Here is a 16,642-nt window from a genome sequence, read left to right as displayed (position 1 = left end):
TTTTTGCGTTGTCATTAGCTAACGTACATTTTAACTGATTTGTAAGTGGTTGGAAAGGATGAAGAGAGAAATGTTTAAAAAGTATGGCGCTATTGGAGCTTTACATGCATTGCTGGCTGTTGTGCTTGGCGCGTTCGCTGCGCACGGATTGAAGGAACGGCTTAGCGCGGATATGCTAGCTGTTTTTGAAACCGGTGTTCGTTACCATATGTACCATGGCATTGGATTGTTTCTGATTGCCTTGGCTGCTGATCGAATTGGAGAGAGCAAGGGGATTCGCTGGGCGGGACGTCTGATGCACGCAGGAATTTTCTTGTTCTCGGGAAGCCTTTATGTACTAAGTCTGATCAAATTCAAATGGCTGGGCATTATTACCCCCTTTGGCGGAGTGGCTTTTATCATCGCCTGGGGTTTGGCAGCCAATGCCATCTGGAAATCGAAACGTAATGATTAATAGAGCTTGAGTGCGATCTGGAGCGTAAAGAAAGAGATATGGAAGAGATGATCAAATGTGGGAAGCGTAAGGGCCTTTCTATCATGATCATCTCTTTATTTTGACGGTATAGAACAAGTATCGCATAGATATGGTTATTTTGTACTATGAATTCTGTGGATTATGTATATCCATCTTCCAACGTATCGGTTTATAATAGTGGGATAGAGAAATCATGCCAAAAAGGGAGGAAAATAATTCGTGTCTAGTGATGCAGGGAGAACTCCCAGACAACTTGTTCAACAAACCAATGTAAGCGCTAGCATATCCTGGGCATCGACAACTCTTTTAAGTCTAACCGCTTTAGTGTGGGCGGTAACGGGCCATAGGTGGCTTTCCTACTCTCAATATTGGTGGAGTACTACCATTTTTACATCGATAGCTATTCTCTATATCATTGTTATACATATTCCAATTATTCTACGAAATCAAGGCCACGCCCATCATTCTCTTCATACTCCAATCGTTGAATCCATTTTGAAGCATAGTCCAGTAGCTTTAGCGGTAATTAGCCCATCAGGGAAATTCATAGAAGTGAATGAGTCATCAAGCCAACTGCTTGGTTACGAAAGAGATGAGCTGGTGGGTCGGTCGTTTTTACCTCTTATTGCTTCTGATAACCGACAGGATTATTTTCAACGGTTTCAAAAAGATCTTTTAACCTACCCGCAGGACGCATCGATTAACGTCATTCATCGTACCGGCTATCGATTTGGCATCAACATAATAACCGCGCCGCTTACGGTAAGGGGAGAGAGCATTGGCGCTATTGTTTTCAGCCATGATATTAGTGATCATAACCGTAACATAGAGCGAATTCGTTATATGGCTTATTACGATGATATGACTGGGCTGCCTAATCGCCGTTTATTTATGATGCAATTCACCGAACGTTTAACGAGTAAGAGCGAGCGAGACAACAGAATTGCTATCATTTATTTGGACCTAGACCGATTTAAACTGATTAATGCCTCCTTTGGACGTGAATTTGGAGATATGCTTCTAATGCAAGTGGCAGAGCGTCTAACTCGTAACTTAACGGATCAAGATGTAGCCGCGCGGATGGATGGTGATGAATTTGCCATTATGTATGGGGATGCAGGCGGGGAGCTAGAGCTGCTTGGTAAAGTAAAGGAGCTTCTGATCTCTCTTGAAGAGCCCTTTGAATTGCAAGGCTTCCCTCTCCACGTGACGGCGAGTATTGGGATTGCATGGAACAAGCTAAAGAATGACGATGCAAGCTTATTGATGAAGAAAGCAGAGATGGCACTCGCCAAAGTGAAAGAAAGCGGCAAAAATAATTGCCTGCTCTATTCGGATACTTGGGAGAATAGCTCACTGGAGCGTCTTAAGCTGCAGCATGATCTGAAGCAGGCTTTATCTAAAGGCGAATTTGTTCTGCACTATCAACCGCAATATAACTTATGTAATGGCAATATGGTCGGTGTTGAGGCATTAATACGCTGGCAGCATCCGGAGCGAGGTCTTGTGCCACCTAATCAATTCATTCCGTTAGCTGAAGAGAGTGGCATGATTGTTCAGATTGGGGATTGGGTGCTGCAGGAAGCTTGTCGCCAGAATAAAGCTTGGCAGGATGAGGGACTTACGTCTATTCCAGTATCCGTGAATTTATCGATTCGGCAATTTCTTCAACAGAATCTAACAGATAAGGTCTCACAAATTCTTAAGGATACAGGGCTGCAAGCCAAATATCTCGATTTGGAGATTACGGAGAGCATGACAATGGATATAGAACGTGCTTCCCGTTGTCTATTGGAATTGACTAGTCTTGGTGTGAATATAAGCATGGATGATTTCGGTACCGGCTACAGTTCTTTTAATTATTTGAAAAGTCTTCCTATTGGCAGGCTCAAAATTGATCGCTCCTTTGTGAGAGACATTGAACAGGAAGCTGGCGACGCCGCAATCGTTGCTGCTATTATTTCTATGGGACATAATCTTAATCTCCAAGTGATTGCTGAAGGGGTTGAGAATGAGGCCCAGATGCAGTTTTTAAAGAAACATCATTGTGATGAAATACAGGGCTATTTCTGGAGCCCGCCTGTGCGGGGCCAACAGATTGCTGAAATGCTGCAAGGTGTATGGAAGCATTGAGCAGCTATTTAGAGTCATAGAAAAAGGTTGAGCTGGGTTACGGGCTCAACCTTTTTCTATGACTTTTTTATATAACGAAATCATCGATTTCATTCAAAGTAAAGGAGTAGACCTGCTTCTCATCGACGTGATAAACGGTAAGCATTTGAGTTGTGATATCAAAGTTAATAATTCGACAAGGAATATTTAATTTAACACCAAACCCTTTATTGATCATCAAACGAATAAGACGATTTTCAGCAATGGAAGCTTGAATACGCTCCGTCACAAGCGTTAAGCAAGCCTGTGTTTCAGTGAGATTGGACTTTGATGCTTGTATATTTACTGACGAATGATTAGAAGTAGGGATCTCAACCTTGGGTGATAGTCCAGATGGGTTCAAATTGCTTCCAGCGATTGCTTTCTTTGCTTCTAAAGCTTCTATAAGCTGACCTAGCTCAATACCGGATTTGATACGATAATCATCAAATCCACATTGATTAAGTAATTGAATGAGACGCTCCATTGCACGTGCATTTGACTCGTCCTGCACTAACAAATCGACATTAAACAAATAAGCATTCTGCTCATTGTTGGCTTTATCGGTTAATTTCATTGTCTGTAAATCTATGCCTCCATTGCTATAATGAATAGATTAACTATACCACTAAAGTCCTAAGTATTGTAGTCGAATAAACGCGAATTATGTTGAAAAAGTAAGAATTAATCGTATTGTCACTTAGGCATCCGTCCAACACCGACGGTATTTGTACCGCATATAGTGGAGGAGTGGTCAGATGGCGTTTAGATCGCATTTGGTTGCTTGGAACAATGGGAGGAGGTGGTTTTCGATGATGCGCATGGTTCCTATCACATTGGATGGGGGAATAACCGTACTTGGCGTTGAGGTGAAGCTGCCCAAAACAACTTTAATTGCGGTGACGACTGATAAGGGGTATATCATGTGTGGAGCGCTGGATGTAGCACTTCTTAATGATCGATTAAAGGATAGAGGTATTATCGCAGGCCGTGCAGTTGGAGTGCGTACACTTGAGGAGCTGATGGAAGCTCCGCTTGAATCGGTTACGGGAGCAGCTGAGGTACTTGGCATTTCGACTGGGATGAAAGGCGTGGATGCGCTCCGACTGATGGTATAGAACTCATGTTTGAACGATTAATAATAAAAGGACGGTTACGAGCACTTGGCATTTGCCATGCTCGTAACCGTCCTATTTTTAAAATATCAGAAAGTATGAAAGAAACTTGCGTCGCTGTCAGAGGACGGTGTCAGCCGTTTCTTCTTAGTGCAGCTTATTATTGTTCAAATAGCTTCTTTAAATTGACATCAAACGGAGGACGGATAATCCCTTTCTCCGTAATGATTGCCGTTACATAGTCGTGTGGGGTGACATCGAAAGCTGGATTAAATACTTTAACGCCTCGCGGAGCAGTTCGTTTGCCGAAACCTTCTGTAATTTCTTCCGCATTGCGTTCCTCGATCGGTATGAGGTCGCCCGAAGGCGTGCTCAAGTCAATGGTTGAAAGCGGACATGCGACATAGAATGGAATGTTATGTGCCTTCGCAAGAACGGCAACGCTATAAGTGCCGATTTTGTTAGCTACATCACCATTGGCTGCTACACGATCCGTTCCAACGATGACAGCATCAATCCAGCCTTTGCTCATAACCATGCCTGCCATATTGTCGCAAATTAGTGTAACATCCACCCCGGCTTGATGGAGTTCAAAAGCGGTGAGACGTGCACCTTGCAGGACAGGTCTCGTCTCATCAGCAAACACGCGAAGCTTCATACCTTGTTCTTGAGCCAGATAGAATGGAGCTAGGGCTGTACCATACTTGGCTGTTGCCAGACCACCAGCGTTACAATGTGTAAGAACACCCATGTCTTCCTCGAATAAGGTCAGTGCATGTACCCCGATCAGTCTGCAGGTCTCTTCGTCCTCGCTTTGGATAGCTATTGCTTCTTGAAGCAGGAATTGCTTACATTCCTCGAGCGAATGGTTAATATTCGAAGAAGTGAGCTCCTCCGCCTTTGCTTTCATGCGATCTAATGCCCAGAATAAATTGACTGCCGTTGGACGCGAGGTTGCTAAATAATCACTTGTATCTTTTACAGCTTGAAGCCATTGTTCTACACCATCATTCGAATTGCGGCTGCCTAAGAAAACACCGTATGCGGCAGCGATGCCGATTGCTGGTGCACCGCGTACTTTAAGGTGGCGGATAGCCTCCCATACATCCTCTGAAGTTTGAAGAGGAAGATAGACAATCTCTTCGGGCAGCAAGCGCTGATCGAGCAAGTCAAGATGATCCGTTGCCCAAATAACGGATTGGAGCGCAGCTTGTTTCGTTTCCATGTTGTTATTGCTCCTTTTCTATTAGGCCTTCAGTACTGAAATACTGGATTGAGCCTTTTCTATAAGCTCCTCTATAGAGGCAGCACGGCGGTTGAGCCGAATAAGCGATTTACCGATAGAAAGCGCAAGCCGTTGTGCTTGCTCGCGGGTAGAGGCATCTGTGATTTTATCAATATCCGCAACATGTGCAAGACCCACAATTCGGCGTACCATTTTGCAGCCCGCGAACCCAATTGTATCCTGAAGGACACGGCGCAGATAATCATCCAGATAACCAGGAGCCGACTTGGCAAGAGAATCCTCACAGTGTTCCGCCCACAGGACACGAAACTTAGCTTCGAATTTAGTCCATATATCCCGAATGGTTTCCAGTAGATAAGTACGGTATTCATCAGTGGAAGCTGCATCGGAGTTCCAATGTTCCCGGCTGGAATAATTAAGCAGCAGGTTCGCGATAATAGCTCCAATATCAAAACCCATCGGTCCGTAGTAGGCAAATTCAGGATCGATAATCTTTGTAGAATCGGACTTAATAAATATACTGCCAGTATGCAGGTCACCATGCAGCAATGCTTGCGCGTGGGTCAAGAATTTCTCGCGAAGTAGAGCAACCTCAAAGTGAAGGGAGCCGTCACCCCATAGGGCTTGAGCTTCATCGCGAATCACTTCTTCAAAGTTATTCGTTTCCGCATCTTTGTAAGGATCATCGAAGATGAGATCTTCTGTTATTTTGCACAGCTCAGGATTGATGAAATCTCTAACGCGCAGCTTTTTAGATTGCTGATTCATTCCAAGATCAGAGGTGAAGAATAAAGTTTGCGCTAGGAAGGTGGAGATATGCTCCGCAAAGAGCGGATAGCGGTTGTTACTAATCAGTCCCTGTCTCATGATGACATGGTCGCTCAGATCTTCCATGACAGTCAGTGCCAGCTCTGCATCATACTTATAGACTTTCGGGACTAATCCAGGGGCAAGCTCGCCTTCAAGGATAAGTGCCTCGCTTTCAATACGAGCACGATCAAGCGTAAGGGGCCATGATTCGCCAACGACTTTGGCATAAGGCAGTGCTTGTTTCAAAATAATGCTTTGGCTGCTCTGAGTATCTGAAATGTGGAACACGAGATTCAGATTGCCGTCGCCGATTTCGCGGCTAACCAGCTTAGCTCCAGGTGCAAAAACGCCTTCAAGGGTAAGGGCAATTTCAATGGCTTCTTTTTCGTTTAATGGATGATAAGCAGACATAGCTTGTCCACCTCCGGTATTTGATATTGGTTTGATTCGTTTCAATAACAGCAAATAAATAAGGCTCTAAATCATAATCTATTGTGGAAGAAACGAACAACGCCGCTAGTTGTTATAGGAAGGCGAGCTATTTCATCTGGACCTTGAATAAGTATACCGAATATTATTTCGCGTTGGAATACCTTCCTTTGTTATAATAGTTATAAATAAGTTTTGGCATTTTATTTTATGATCTTGTTCCGAAGGAGGTACAACATATGAAATCATTAGGTTTCTCAAGTGATGGACGACCTGTTGCGCTTAAGGAATGGGCGGTTACGGTTAAAGCATTAATAGAGGGAACACAAATATTAGTGCTGCGCAAGGGTGGCATTTCTGAGGAAACGCGTGATTTTGAGCTTGTCAGCCCCGCTTTCTTTCTTCTACCAGCCTATGAGCATCAAAAGCCTGAACTGCTGAAGGAAGTTTATCAACCGCAGATTAAGCAAATAATGGAAGAATGGCAGCCGGAATCAGACGAAATTGAAATTCGTGCCTTTGCGAAGGTGGTTGAGGATATGGAGATTCGCGATCAAGAATCACTTGATCGCATTCGGGAATATCATATTTGGACAGATGAATTTGCTGAAGAACGCCTCAAATGGAAACGGTCCAAACCGCTTCATTTGCTGCTTTTGCGCGTTAGTGTTCTGGAACAGCCTGTCCATATCCCCGTCCGACCTGCTTACACAGGTTGTAAATCATGGGTGGCAATTGAAGAAGATATATCGGAACAAGCTGCAGCAGAGGTGTTAGACGATATCGCTTTCAATGAGCAAGTAGCAGAAATCAAGCGGTTACTAGCGCTCTAAGCCAATAAGGATAAGGCCTGCTGAGCTCGATTGATTGCTTTATAAAGAGACTTATACTAAAATAAGTATTGAGAATCAATGAGAATCATATTAGAATGATTATAAAGAGGGATATCTCAATTTGAGGTAACCGAATAGTTGGAGGGAGCAGTTCAGACATGGCTACACAATTCAAAATTGATGGCTTAAAGGCTTCAATTGAAGGTAAAGAAATTCTAAAAGGAATCAACCTCGACATAAAAGGTGGCGAAATTCATGCCATCATGGGCCCGAACGGAACAGGTAAAAGTACGCTTGCATCGGCTCTAATGGGGCATCCTAAATATGAAGTAACAGACGGCCAGGTTCAGCTGGACGGAGAAGACGTTCTGGATATGGCTGTTGATGAGCGTGCGCGTGCAGGTCTATTCCTTGCCATGCAGTACCCGAGTGAAATTACAGGTGTAACAAATTCAGACTTTCTTCGCAGTGCGATTAACGCTCGCCGTGAAGAGGGCAAAGAGATTTCCCTAATCAAGTTTATCCGTCTCATGGAAAGCAAAATGAAAGAGCTGGACATGAACGCTGAGTTCGCTCATCGCTACTTGAACGAAGGCTTCTCCGGCGGTGAGAAGAAACGGAACGAAATTCTTCAAATGATGATGATCGAGCCGAAAATCGTCATCCTTGATGAGATTGACTCGGGTCTTGATATTGATGCCTTGAAAATCGTAGCTAACGGTGTGAACAGCATGCGTTCGGAAGATCGCGGTTTCCTGATCATTACTCACTATCAACGTCTGCTTGACTACATCACACCGGATTATGTCCATGTTATGATGCAAGGTCGTATAGTGAAGTCTGGCGGACCAGAGCTTGCTGAGCGTCTGGAGAACGAAGGCTATGATTGGGTTAAAGAAGAGCTTGGTATTGAAGATGAAACGGTCGGACAGGTTTGAGCGGAGGAGGAGCACCGAAAATGAGTACACAACTATCGACTCCGGTAAATCGCCAATCTGTTGAAGCGTTGTCCCATAGCAAAGGCGAGCCAGCTTGGCTCGAAGCGCTGCGGGCTAAAGGCGCTGAGCTGGCGGAGACGCTGGAATGGCCGAAACCGGAAAAAATTAGAATTGACCGTTGGAATTTGACGGCTCTTGGCAATTACAAGCAAGAGGATGCCATTGCATCGGTAGACGAGCTGCCAGAATCGGTTCGCGAGCTATTAGGTAATGCATCTGCTGGACTTTTGGTCCAACGGAATTCAAGCAATATTTTGAAGCAGCTGTCACCTGAGCTTCAGGCTAAAGGTGTTATATTTACAGATTTAGAGACAGCAGCGCGTGAGCATTCCGACTTGGTTGAGAAGCATTTGTTCCAAGCGGTTGCACAGGACGAGAACAAGCTGATTGCACTTCATTCTGCATTATGGAATGGCGGCATATTCCTATATGTCCCTAAAAATGTAGAAGTTGAACTGCCTTTGCAGGCTTTAATGTATAACGATGATTCAACAGCGACTTTTGCACCTCATGTGCTATTAATTGCTGATAATCATAGCCGCGTTACGTATGTAGATAATGTGACGACTGCTTATACAGAGGCAGGTCAGCCATTAGCTAAACAAATGGTTGTCGAAGTTTTTGTGAAGCCTGGTGCACATGTGCGTTACGCAACGATTCATAACATGGCTGACAATATTATTGACCTTACCATTCGCCGCGCTGTTGTTGAGAATGATGCTCGTGTGGAGTGGATCGTGGGCGACTTGAATGATGGTCACGTTTTATCCGATACACAATCCATTCTTAGAGGCAAAGGATCTTCTTCCGATGCAAAAGCAATCACCGTGGGCAGGAATGCGCAGCAAATGAGCTTGACGACTGGCGCTGTTCATATCGGTCGCAGCTCAGAGAGCAACATGGTTACGCGTGCCGTTATGAAAGATAAGGCTACCGCGATCATCAACGGAATTACGAAGATTGAGAAAGGTGCTACTAAAGCCAATGGCGTGCAGACAGAGAAAGTTCTTATGCTTAGTCCAAAAGCTCGTGGTGATGCCAATCCAATCCTTCTCATAGATGAAGATGATGTTAAAGCAGGACATGCGGCAAGCGTTGGACAAGTGAACGTGGAGCAGGTGTATTATTTGATGTCCCGCGGAATTACTAAAAAGAACGCAGAGCGTTTAATCATTCACGGTTTCTTGGCACCAGTCGTGTCGGAAATTCCGATCGAGGCGGTACGGGAGCAGCTTCAGCATTTGCTTGAAAGGAAGCTGGAAGGATGAACATAAAAGCGATTCGGGAGCAGTTCCCGATTCTGCATCAGGAGATAAACGGGCACCACCTCGTTTATCTTGACAGCGCGGCGACTTCACAGAAGCCGCGTTCTGTAATTGATGCTGTTAATCGGTATTATGAGATGGATAATGCGAATGTTCACCGTGGCGTTCACACGCTTGGATCTCGTGCAACCGATGCTTATGAAGGCGCACGCGAGAAGATTGCTTCGTTTCTCAATGCAGCTAGTACGCAGGAGATCATTTTCACGCGTGGAACGACAACAGCTCTCAATCTCGTGGCAACAAGCTATGCACGCGAAGCTTGCGGTGAAGGCGACGAAATCGTCCTCACACCGATGGAGCATCATTCGAACCTGATTCCTTGGCAGCAGGTTGCAAAGGCTACAGGAGCAACTCTTAAATATATTCCGCTTCAAGAAGATGGTTCCATCAGCCTCGAAGATGTCCGTGCTACGATTACCGATCACACCAAGGTTGTCGCTATAACTTATGTTTCCAACGTGCTAGGTGTCGTCAATCCCATTAAGGAAATTGCGGCAATTGCGCATCAGCATGGTGCCAAATTAGTAGTGGATGGTGCACAAAGCACCCCGCATATGAAAGTGGATGTGCAGGATTTAGATTGTGATTTCTATGCTTTCTCTGGTCACAAAATGTGCGGACCGACTGGAATTGGTGCTCTTTACGGGAAGAAAGCGCTGCTTGAAGCGATGGAGCCAATTGAGTTCGGCGGTGAAATGATCGATTTCGTTGATTTATACGAATCGACGTGGAAAGAGCTTCCTTGGAAATTCGAAGGAGGCACTCCAATTATCGCTGGTGCAGTAGGACTTGGGGCTGCCATTGATTTCCTTAATGAGGTAGGACTGGATGCAATCGAGAAGCATGAACACAAGCTGGCTGCATATGTGTATGACCGTTTAAGTACAATTAACGGGATTACGATTTATGGCCCTGAAGAGGGTCGTACAGGACTTGTAACCTTCAACTTGGATGATGTTCATCCTCATGATGTAGCAACTGTTCTGGATACGAAGGGGATCGCGGTAAGAGCTGGGCATCATTGCTGTCAGCCGCTTATGCGCTGGTTAGAAGTTTCGGCAACAGCTAGAGCAAGCTTTTATATATACAACACCGAAGAGGACGTTGATCGGTTAATTGACGGCCTCCAACAGACAAAGGAGTTCTTCGGTTATGCAATTGGATGATTTGTATCGCAGAGTCATTATGGATCATTATAAAAATCCACGTAACCGCGGTACGTTGAGTGATGAGGCCTTAACCATTAACCTCAACAATCCGACGTGTGGCGACCGAATCTCGCTTCAACTGCAGGTTGAAGAGGGAATCGTCAAGCAAGCGAAATATACAGGCGAAGGCTGCTCCATCAGCATGTCCTCCGCATCCATGATGACGGAAGCTGTTAAAGGCAAGACTGTTGAAGAAGCTTTAGCGTTGGCTGACAAATTCTCTACCTTCATAAAGGGTGGAGATGCAGAGTTCGACGAACTCGAAGATATTGAAGCACTATCAGGCGTTAGTAAATTCCCAGCCCGTATCAAATGTGCGACCCTTTCTTGGAATGCACTGCGTAAAGGTATTGAACAACATAAGTTGCAATAAACGCGAATTAAGCGTAGGAAATGGGAGGCTTTCATTATGGCGAAGCAAATGCCCGAAATAGAAGATTACAAATATGGTTTTCGTGACGAGCACAAATCGATCTTTCAATCCGGTAAAGGTCTAACACCTGAGATTGTACGTACAATCTCAGAAATGAAGAATGAACCCGAATGGATGCTCGAATTTCGTCTGAAATCGTTGGAACAGTTCAACAAAATGCCAATGCCAAAATGGGGCGGCAACATGGATGATCTGGATTTCAATGACATCCAATATTATGTTAAACCTTCTGAGGGTCAAGGAAAGACTTGGGAAGAAGTGCCTACAGAAATCAAAGAAACCTTTGACAAGCTAGGTATTCCTGAAGCGGAACAAAAGTTTCTTGCCGGTGTTTCCGCTCAATACGAATCTGAGGTTGTTTATCACAGCATGCAGGAGGACCTGGAGAAGCAAGGCGTTATCTTTACCGATACCGATACTGCACTGCGTGAGCATCCAGAGCTCTTCAGGAAATTCTTCGGTACGATTATTCCTCCCGAAGACAATAAATTCGCTGCATTGAATAGTGCGGTATGGTCCGGAGGCAGCTTCATTTATGTGCCAAAAGGCGTGAAATGTGAAGTTCCTCTGCAAGCATATTTCCGTATTAACTCCGAGAATATGGGCCAGTTTGAACGGACGCTTATTCTTGCGGACGAAGATAGCACAGTACACTATGTTGAAGGCTGTACAGCTCCAATATACAGCACGAATTCCTTGCATAGCGCCGTAGTTGAAATTCTTTGTATGAAGAACGCTCGTGTTCGTTATACAACGATTCAAAACTGGGCACCGAACATCTATAACCTCGTTACGAAGCGTGCTGTTGCTGAAGAGAATGCAACAATGGAATGGGTAGACGGTAATATCGGCTCCAAGCTGACAATGAAATACCCTGCTGTCGTTCTTAAAGGCCGTGGCGCTAAAGGGATGGTTCTTTCCATCGCTGTAGCCGGTAAAGGCCAGCATCAAGATGCAGGAGCGAAGATGACTCACCTTGCACCTGACACGACTTCAACGATCGTATCTAAGTCGATTAGTAAGCATGGTGGTAAAGTCACTTATCGTGGTCTAGCATCCTTTGGCCGTAACTCCGAAGGCTCCAAATCGAACATTAAATGCGATACACTTATTCTCGATAATGAATCCACGTCAGACACGATTCCGTATAACGAAATCATGAACGACAACATTACACTTGAGCATGAAGCAACGGTTTCCAAAGTATCTGAGGATCAACTCTTCTACTTGATGAGCCGTGGCCTTACAGATGCGGAAGCAACGCAAATGATAGTAATGGGCTTCATCGAACCGTTTACGAAAGAATTGCCGATGGAATATGCAGTCGAAATGAACCGTCTCATCAAGTTCGAGATGGAAGGCTCGATTGGTTAATCCAATCAGTGGTTAAGATAAACAAAAAACTCCGGAACTTAGCATGAAGCTGAGTTCCGGAGTTTTTTTTTGTTAGAATATAGAATTCTACATATAAACATGTTTAATTTCTAGGGTACGATCGATGGTCATATCGATGAATTCATCCTCAATCTGAATGAGAGGACGAAAAAACTCAGAAGGATGAGTCATAATTATCGTTCCGGTTTCACCTGTTAGCATCTCCACACGTTTCCCGATAAAATTCGGTATCATATGCTTAATGAACGTATGCGTCGTGAAGGCATCTAACTCCGAAAAGCTCATGCGATACAATTCCTTCAGTACAAATAATAAATCGCGTTTCTTCTGATACACTCTAGAGGATATCATGGCACTATATACATCCGCGACAGCTACGATTTTGGAAACCGGATGCATTTGATCACCGCTGATTCGGTTCGGATATCCAGTTCCGTCCATACGTTCATGATGCTCCAGAGCAACTAGAGCGTGCAAGGTTTCCCCAAAGGACTGTTGAATTATTGCATGGCCAAATACGGTATGCTGTTTGATCAACTCATATTCTTCTTCCGATAATCGGTCTGGTTTGTTAAGGATGCTATCCTCAATCTTACATTTGCCGATGTCATGAAGAAATCCAGCCTGCCCAATTTTGACAGATTGCTTCTCGTCATATCCGAGCCATGAGGCTAAATAGTAAGCGAGCATACCAACTTGTACAGAGTGCTGGTAGGTGTAGTCATCTTTTGTATTAAGCAGCAGCAGCATGGAGACGACATCTCGTTCCAATCTGAAGTTTTCTACGAGTGGCTGGAAGGTTTGTACGACATCCTCCTCGAAAATCTTGCCATTCTGAAGAGCTTCTAGAAATAACTGCTCGCATCCACTTACAGCCTCTTGGTAAATCGGCTCCATGGTTGGCAGCCATTTAGGACTAATGCCGGATTCAAGTGTTCGAAGGGGCATCGTTTCAATTATTCTTGCTTCTATATCTACATAATCAACTTGATGTTGAAATAACTTGGAAATATCTCTTGCTGACAAATCGGTGCCTTTGGATAGTACATGTAACCCATAGGAATTGAAAATATCATTACTAATCTTGTCGCCTTCTTTTAGCTCTGCTACATGTGTTCGCATGCTCCACCTCAAACTACTAGTATCTAGGAATGATCAAGATAAGACTATGGTAGCAACAAAATGTAGATATGGCAATAAAAGCATATGAAATTAGTCATAATGCTTGTTAAATTCACGAATAGTAGGTATTTGGTAATAGTTAACAAGAGGTGTGTATAGTTCTTAGGTCTTGATATTGCTTATAACGTTGGCTATTATTAGAGTCCATAAATTTCACTGTAAATGCGTTTTGCAATAATTGGATCTTCTGTTCCTTGTATGAGTGCACGGCCATCCGAGAATAAGACAGCTGTAAACGTCTCATCACGCCGATAGCGCAGAAGGAAAGGATTACGCTCTATCGTACCTACTCGAGCTAATCGTTTTGCAAGAACTTCAAGATCAACGAAAGCACTTCTTCCATGTGTAATTTGGATCGTATTACGCCCGCATAATGCTGCTGCTGTAGGTTCTGAAGCGTTATGATCCAAGCGTGTGAACTGTCTTAATTGACAGGATGGACAATCTGTTCGACGTGAGCCTGAGACGTTTAGAGGCATAAAGCGGTGATGCCATAAGTCGACTTGAAACAGGGTCCCATGCAGTTCATCGCGATTACCACTTAACCACTTTAATGCTTCTGTAGCTTGTATAGAGGCAATTATGTCTACCGCAGTGGAAAGGACGCCGGCAGTTTCACATGTATCAACTGAACCAGCAGGGGGCTCATTCGGGAAAAGGCAGCTAAAGCATGGTGTCTGACCAGGTAGGAATGTCATCGTCATACCAGATGCACCTACCACACCGCCATATATCCAGGGAATGGCTAGCTTTTGACTAATGTCATTAAGGAGGTAACGGACAGTAAAGTTATCCGAACCATCTATGATAAGATCAACATCCCCAAGGAGTGATTCCGCATTGTAAGCTGTGAGATCGGTAATAACTGGGGAAATGATGACTTCACTATTGATGCTTCTTAGATGTCCTGCTGCGGCTTCAGCCTTTGGTAATAAACGATGAACATCTTCCTCGTTGTATAGCACCTGCCGCTGAAGATTGCTTAGCTCGAGAATATCGCGGTCAATGATTCGGACATAACCAACACCGGAACGGACAAGATGCTGTGCGGCTACCGAGCCTAAAGCACCCATGCCAACCACGACTGCGCGACTATTGCTGAGAAGTCGCTGACCTTCTTGTCCGATTGGAGCGAAACGGCTCTGGCGAGAATAACGGTCAGTCACTTAGAAGACCTCCTGTAAGTAATATGAGTGACGCCATTTAAAGCGGGGCTGCTGGATTCCAAGGTCCCTGCTGGTGGCCCTTCCACTCTGATCCGTCCTCCCATATCTCGCGTTTCCATATAGGGACGATTTGCTTCAATCGTTCAATCGCATAACGGCTTGCTTCATAGCACGCATCTCGGTGAGGAGCTGATACAGCAATAATGACACTGATTTCCGCGATACCAACGATACCTATGCGGTGTGCAATCGCACACCTAGTACCAGGCCAACGCGCATCAATTTCATCGCCAATCTGCTGCAATGTTTTGAGGGCCATCGGAACATAGGCTTCATATTCTAATCGGACGGTACGCTGCCCTTGCGTCCATTCTCTAGTCGTACCTGTAAAGGTCAGCGTTGCGCCATGTGAAGCTGTAATTACTTGGCTGGTTAAAGCTTCAACAGAGAGTGGTTCGGAGGTAATCACATAGCGAAGGGGCTTTGTGATTGAGTCGTCCTCCACAGCTGACTCCTCACCTCCGGATACGGGCGGAAGAAGGGCGAGTTCATCATGAGCTGCTACGCGGTCATCCTCTGCAGCGTAAGCCTGATTAGAGGCAAGAAAGGAAATATTTATGAGCGGTTCGTGATTGGGATACGCAGCAATTAACGCTTGCTTCAGCTCTAATACAGTGAGCTCGGAGTGATCAAGATCTAAGAAAATCGTTGGTTGGCCGAACCTATCGGCAAGACCAGCGAATAGGTGAATGGTCCATTTTATCATCTTTGTCATCGTAACAAACCTCTCGCTTATGATCTCGTAAGCATACCATAATTAACCCAATAATGTTATGCTAGGAGGAGTTAGAAAGGAGTGCGTACCATGACTAAATTGACGGATCGATTCGGTCGGGAGCATGATTATTTGCGTATTTCGGTTACGGATCGCTGTAACTTACGCTGTCTTTATTGCATGCCTGAGGAAGGCATGGAATTCGCGCCTTCATCTGACCTGCTTAGCTATGGTCAAATTGTTGAAGTTGTGAAAGCTGGGGCTGAGCTTGGAATTTCAAAGCTGCGGATAACAGGCGGAGAGCCGCTTGTTCGTCCCGGTTTGGATGGACTCGTTCGCAGACTTGCAGCTATTCCAGGCATTCGCGACATTTCTCTGACTACCAACGGGGTTCTCCTTGCCGATCAAGCTGAGGCATTACGTGACGCGGGCGTTAATCGTGTTAATATAAGCTTAGATACCTTGGATCCTTCACGATTCAAGTTTATAGCAAGGCGAGGGGATCTGAAGCGAGTAATGGCAGGTATTGAAGCCTCTGCCCGAGTCGGCTTTGGACCAATCAAGCTCAACTGTGTGCTTCTTAAAGGTGTTAATGAGGATGAAATTGCTGATTTTTTGCGGATGGCCTATGAGCAGCCGCTTCATGTCCGTTTTATCGAATATATGCCAATCGGCCATGCAGATGATAACTGGAAGGCTCATTATTTGCCGCTATCACATGTCCTTGAGATCGCTCAAGAACAGCGGCTTGAAGTGGAAAGAATAGAAGATATGCTTGGCAATGGGCCGTCGGAAGATTATCAAATTAGAGGTGGAAAAGGCTCATTTGGACTTATTCATCCAATAAGCGATAATTTCTGTAAGAATTGCAACCGACTTCGGCTGACAGCTGACGGCAATATTAAGCCTTGCTTGTATTGGGTAGACGAATTGAGCGTTAAGTCGGCACTTGGCAATCCAACCGCTCTTCGTGAGCTCTACCTGCGAGCAATGGACATTAAGCCGCTGAATCATGAAATGGCTGCGAAGCTATTAGATGAAAATTTAAGCCATGAGCCGACAGCAAGACGGATGTCGCAGATTGGTGGATGATGAAAGGGG

At 44.8% G+C, this 16,642-nt stretch carries 16 protein-coding genes; 10 read left to right on the top strand and 6 right to left on the bottom strand.

Going from position 1 to position 16,642, the window contains the following annotated elements; all coding sequences use genetic code 11:
• The first annotated feature begins 70 nt into the window (after positions 1–70).
• Both EKN16_RS14180 and EKN16_RS14175 read left to right on the top strand, forming a co-directional pair.
• Positions 71–454: a DUF423 domain-containing protein gene (locus EKN16_RS14180; protein WP_125658180.1), complete on the top strand. Its 384-nt coding sequence runs from the start codon at positions 71–73 to the stop codon at positions 452–454.
• 240 nt (positions 455–694) lie between these two features.
• On the top strand, positions 695–2,608 hold the full coding sequence (locus EKN16_RS14175) for a putative bifunctional diguanylate cyclase/phosphodiesterase (protein ID WP_232016424.1): 1,914 nt from the start codon (positions 695–697) through the stop codon (positions 2,606–2,608).
• A gap of 67 nt (positions 2,609–2,675) precedes the next feature.
• Here the strand turns inward: EKN16_RS14175 and EKN16_RS14170 are convergent, their stop codons facing one another.
• Entirely contained in the window at positions 2,676–3,203 is a 528-nt protein-coding gene (locus tag EKN16_RS14170) for a hypothetical protein (protein WP_125658178.1), read from the bottom strand.
• Between the two features lie 235 nt (positions 3,204–3,438).
• Here EKN16_RS14170 and EKN16_RS14165 point away from each other — a divergent pair, with 235 nt between their 5' ends.
• Positions 3,439–3,744: a YunC family protein gene (locus EKN16_RS14165; RefSeq protein ID WP_125658176.1), complete on the top strand. Its 306-nt coding sequence runs from the start codon at positions 3,439–3,441 to the stop codon at positions 3,742–3,744.
• A 157-nt stretch (positions 3,745–3,901) separates the two neighbouring features.
• Here EKN16_RS14165 and mtnA read toward each other — a convergent pair whose 3' ends face one another.
• Entirely contained in the window at positions 3,902–4,966 is a 1,065-nt protein-coding gene (gene mtnA / locus EKN16_RS14160; protein ID WP_125658174.1) for an S-methyl-5-thioribose-1-phosphate isomerase, read from the bottom strand.
• Positions 4,967–4,987: 21 nt separating this feature from the next.
• Positions 4,988–6,208 carry an S-methyl-5-thioribose kinase gene (gene mtnK / locus EKN16_RS14155; RefSeq protein ID WP_125658171.1) on the bottom strand — a complete coding sequence of 407 codons (1,221 nt, stop codon included), beginning with the start codon at positions 6,206–6,208 and terminating at the stop codon, positions 4,988–4,990.
• Positions 6,209–6,465: 257 nt separating this feature from the next.
• On the opposite strand from mtnK, the gene EKN16_RS14150 reads away from it, so the two are divergent.
• From EKN16_RS14150 to sufB, 6 genes are all read left to right on the top strand, one after another.
• Positions 6,466–7,059: a DUF1802 family protein gene (locus EKN16_RS14150; RefSeq protein WP_125658168.1), complete on the top strand. Its 594-nt coding sequence runs from the start codon at positions 6,466–6,468 to the stop codon at positions 7,057–7,059.
• 158 nt (positions 7,060–7,217) lie between these two features.
• Positions 7,218–7,997 carry a Fe-S cluster assembly ATPase SufC gene (gene sufC, locus EKN16_RS14145; RefSeq protein WP_125658165.1) on the top strand — a complete coding sequence of 260 codons (780 nt, stop codon included), beginning with the start codon at positions 7,218–7,220 and terminating at the stop codon, positions 7,995–7,997.
• Positions 7,998–8,017: 20 nt separating this feature from the next.
• Positions 8,018–9,325: a Fe-S cluster assembly protein SufD gene (gene sufD, locus EKN16_RS14140; RefSeq protein ID WP_125658162.1), complete on the top strand. Its 1,308-nt coding sequence runs from the start codon at positions 8,018–8,020 to the stop codon at positions 9,323–9,325.
• Positions 9,322–10,548 (top strand): cysteine desulfurase, encoded by a 1,227-nt coding sequence (locus EKN16_RS14135; RefSeq protein ID WP_125658159.1) that lies wholly within the window; start codon positions 9,322–9,324, stop codon positions 10,546–10,548. Before sufD ends, EKN16_RS14135 begins: the two co-directional genes overlap by 4 nt.
• The gene (gene sufU, locus EKN16_RS14130; protein WP_125658156.1) at positions 10,535–10,963 is read left to right on the top strand and encodes a Fe-S cluster assembly sulfur transfer protein SufU; all 429 of its coding nucleotides are present in this window, start codon (positions 10,535–10,537) and stop codon (positions 10,961–10,963) included. Before EKN16_RS14135 ends, sufU begins: the two co-directional genes overlap by 14 nt.
• Before the next feature lie 36 nt (positions 10,964–10,999).
• Positions 11,000–12,397, top strand: a complete 1,398-nt coding sequence (gene sufB, locus EKN16_RS14125; RefSeq protein ID WP_125658153.1) for a Fe-S cluster assembly protein SufB — start codon at positions 11,000–11,002, stop codon at positions 12,395–12,397.
• 87 nt (positions 12,398–12,484) lie between these two features.
• On the opposite strand, the gene EKN16_RS14120 is transcribed toward sufB, so the two are convergent.
• From EKN16_RS14120 to EKN16_RS14110, 3 genes are all read right to left on the bottom strand, one after another.
• Entirely contained in the window at positions 12,485–13,540 is a 1,056-nt protein-coding gene (locus EKN16_RS14120) for an HD-GYP domain-containing protein (protein WP_125658150.1), read from the bottom strand.
• A gap of 197 nt (positions 13,541–13,737) precedes the next feature.
• Positions 13,738–14,766 carry a ThiF family adenylyltransferase gene (locus tag EKN16_RS14115; RefSeq protein WP_125658147.1) on the bottom strand — a complete coding sequence of 343 codons (1,029 nt, stop codon included), beginning with the start codon at positions 14,764–14,766 and terminating at the stop codon, positions 13,738–13,740.
• Positions 14,767–14,803: 37 nt separating this feature from the next.
• Positions 14,804–15,541: a molybdenum cofactor biosynthesis protein gene (locus EKN16_RS14110; protein WP_179955610.1), complete on the bottom strand. Its 738-nt coding sequence runs from the start codon at positions 15,539–15,541 to the stop codon at positions 14,804–14,806.
• Positions 15,542–15,631: 90 nt separating this feature from the next.
• On the opposite strand from EKN16_RS14110, the gene moaA reads away from it, so the two are divergent.
• Positions 15,632–16,633, top strand: coding sequence for a GTP 3',8-cyclase MoaA (gene moaA / locus EKN16_RS14105; protein WP_125658144.1), 1,002 nt, complete (start codon positions 15,632–15,634; stop codon positions 16,631–16,633).
• Positions 16,634–16,642 lie beyond the last annotated feature (9 nt).

It is taken from the genome of Paenibacillus baekrokdamisoli, assembly GCF_003945345.1.
In the GTDB taxonomy this organism is placed as follows: domain Bacteria; phylum Bacillota; class Bacilli; order Paenibacillales; family Paenibacillaceae; genus Paenibacillus_Z; species Paenibacillus_Z baekrokdamisoli.
The sequence above is the reverse complement of the archived record's forward strand: the minus strand, read 5'-3'. Positions and strand labels throughout refer to the sequence as shown.

Bases quoted from the DNA above. Each gene is read 5' to 3' on its own strand.
- EKN16_RS14180 (WP_125658180.1), top strand. From the start codon at position 71: ATGTTTAAAAAGTATGGCGCTATTGGAGCTTTACATGCATTGCTGGCT.
- EKN16_RS14170 (WP_125658178.1), bottom strand. From the start codon at position 3,203: ATGAAATTAACCGATAAAGCCAACAATGAGCAGAATGCTTATTTGTTT.
- EKN16_RS14165 (WP_125658176.1), top strand. From the start codon at position 3,439: ATGATGCGCATGGTTCCTATCACATTGGATGGGGGAATAACCGTACTT.
- mtnA (WP_125658174.1), bottom strand. From the start codon at position 4,966: ATGGAAACGAAACAAGCTGCGCTCCAATCCGTTATTTGGGCAACGGAT.
- mtnK (WP_125658171.1), bottom strand. From the start codon at position 6,208: ATGTCTGCTTATCATCCATTAAACGAAAAAGAAGCCATTGAAATTGCC.
- EKN16_RS14150 (WP_125658168.1), top strand. From the start codon at position 6,466: ATGAAATCATTAGGTTTCTCAAGTGATGGACGACCTGTTGCGCTTAAG.
- sufC (WP_125658165.1), top strand. From the start codon at position 7,218: ATGGCTACACAATTCAAAATTGATGGCTTAAAGGCTTCAATTGAAGGT.
- sufD (WP_125658162.1), top strand. From the start codon at position 8,018: ATGAGTACACAACTATCGACTCCGGTAAATCGCCAATCTGTTGAAGCG.
- EKN16_RS14135 (WP_125658159.1), top strand. From the start codon at position 9,322: ATGAACATAAAAGCGATTCGGGAGCAGTTCCCGATTCTGCATCAGGAG.
- sufU (WP_125658156.1), top strand. From the start codon at position 10,535: ATGCAATTGGATGATTTGTATCGCAGAGTCATTATGGATCATTATAAA.
- sufB (WP_125658153.1), top strand. From the start codon at position 11,000: ATGGCGAAGCAAATGCCCGAAATAGAAGATTACAAATATGGTTTTCGT.
- EKN16_RS14120 (WP_125658150.1), bottom strand. From the start codon at position 13,540: ATGCGAACACATGTAGCAGAGCTAAAAGAAGGCGACAAGATTAGTAAT.
- EKN16_RS14110 (WP_179955610.1), bottom strand. From the start codon at position 15,541: ATGACAAAGATGATAAAATGGACCATTCACCTATTCGCTGGTCTTGCC.
- moaA (WP_125658144.1), top strand. From the start codon at position 15,632: ATGACTAAATTGACGGATCGATTCGGTCGGGAGCATGATTATTTGCGT.